The organism is Corynebacterium sp. MSK032, from assembly GCF_030232065.1.
Taxonomy (GTDB): Bacteria; Actinomycetota; Actinomycetes; order Mycobacteriales; family Mycobacteriaceae; genus Corynebacterium; species Corynebacterium jeikeium_D.
Genome location: NZ_JASPJR010000036.1, coordinates 1 through 1,137, shown reverse-complemented (window position 1 = coordinate 1,137; position 1,137 = coordinate 1). Strand labels below are relative to the sequence as shown.

Genomic DNA, 1,137 nt, shown 5'->3' with positions numbered 1-1,137 from the left:
GCTATTCTTTGGTGATTTGTGGTGTGTGGTCTGGGGTTATGGTGGCATGCGGACACACTTTTCTTTACTTAACCCTATTTTTCCTTCTGCGGCACCTACTTCTCCCGCTTGTGGTAGCCCATCCGTGGCTTGAAGCCCGCCGGGTGCTTGAGCTGCGCCACTGCATCGGCGACTATCAGGCGGAAGCGTGGCTTCATCGGTGGCATCTGTGAGATCTGGAACCATCCGACATCAGTGGATTCATCATCAGCGACATAGGGGACGTCGTCGCCAACAACACTGCAGCGCATGGAGATATCCAGATATGAGGCAACATCGCCGTTGAGGTGTTCGATAGGGCCAACGGCGCCAGTGCCAAGCAGGGCCTCAACTGTGACATCGAGTCCCGTTTCTTCCTTTACCTCTCGCACGGCGGCGTCGTGAGGCTGCTCGTCCGGGTCGATAATTCCGGTGACTGGGGTCCATTCACCATTATCGGAGCGACGAACCAGCAAGACCTCGGGCAAGGCGTACATCGGTGCATTCGGCGGAACATCGCGAATGACGATAGCCGTGACACCGGGGAGCCAGAGCGGAGCGTGGCCCACTTTTTCGCGGAGCTGAACAATGAAATCCGGAATTGCCATAGTTGCGAGCTTATCTGAGTACTAGTAGCGTCCGCGGAAATAGTAAGAAACTCCAGTTCAACCGTGGATTTTGGGAAAAGGGTACTTATCCTCTATAGTTCTTTACGTTGCCAAGAGCGCGCGCAATTGCAATGTTCATACACTGCAGATGTACGCGGAATATGCCATTGAGTGGCCAACTCTTTGCAGCGTTAAGTCGGGCTCCCATCGTCTAGAGGCCTAGGACTCCGCCCTTTCACGGCGGCAACACGGGTTCGAATCCCGTTGGGAGTACCACTAAAAATCATGATGGCCCTGTGGCGCAGTTGGTTAGCGCGCCGCCCTGTCACGGCGGAGGTCGCGGGTTCAAGTCCCGTCAGGGTCGCAATTCTAAACGCCAGTTCCGGTTGGAGCTGGCGTTTTTTGCTTTTGGTTGGGTTAAGTAAAGAAAAGTGGGGTTAAGTGACAAAAAGTGTGTCTGATTTTCAGCCTATTTGCTGGTCAGGCCGCATAAAACGGGCTTATATAAGGT

At 54.0% G+C, this 1,137-nt stretch carries 1 protein-coding gene and 2 tRNA genes; 2 read left to right on the top strand and 1 reads right to left on the bottom strand.

From position 1 onward, the window contains the following. Window positions 1–95: 95 nt before the first annotated feature. Window positions 96–626, bottom strand: coding sequence for an NUDIX hydrolase (locus tag QP995_RS10780; RefSeq protein WP_016421372.1), 531 nt, complete (start codon window positions 624–626; stop codon window positions 96–98). A 200-nt stretch (window positions 627–826) separates the two neighbouring features. On the opposite strand from QP995_RS10780, the gene QP995_RS10775 reads away from it, so the two are divergent. Further along, window positions 827–902 (top strand) — tRNA-Glu (locus tag QP995_RS10775). A gap of 14 nt (window positions 903–916) precedes the next feature. Further along, window positions 917–990: transfer RNA gene (locus tag QP995_RS10770), tRNA-Asp, on the top strand. Window positions 991–1,137 lie beyond the last annotated feature (147 nt).

Bases quoted from the DNA above. Each gene is read 5' to 3' on its own strand.
- QP995_RS10780 (WP_016421372.1), bottom strand. From the start codon at position 626: ATGGCAATTCCGGATTTCATTGTTCAGCTCCGCGAAAAAGTGGGCCAC.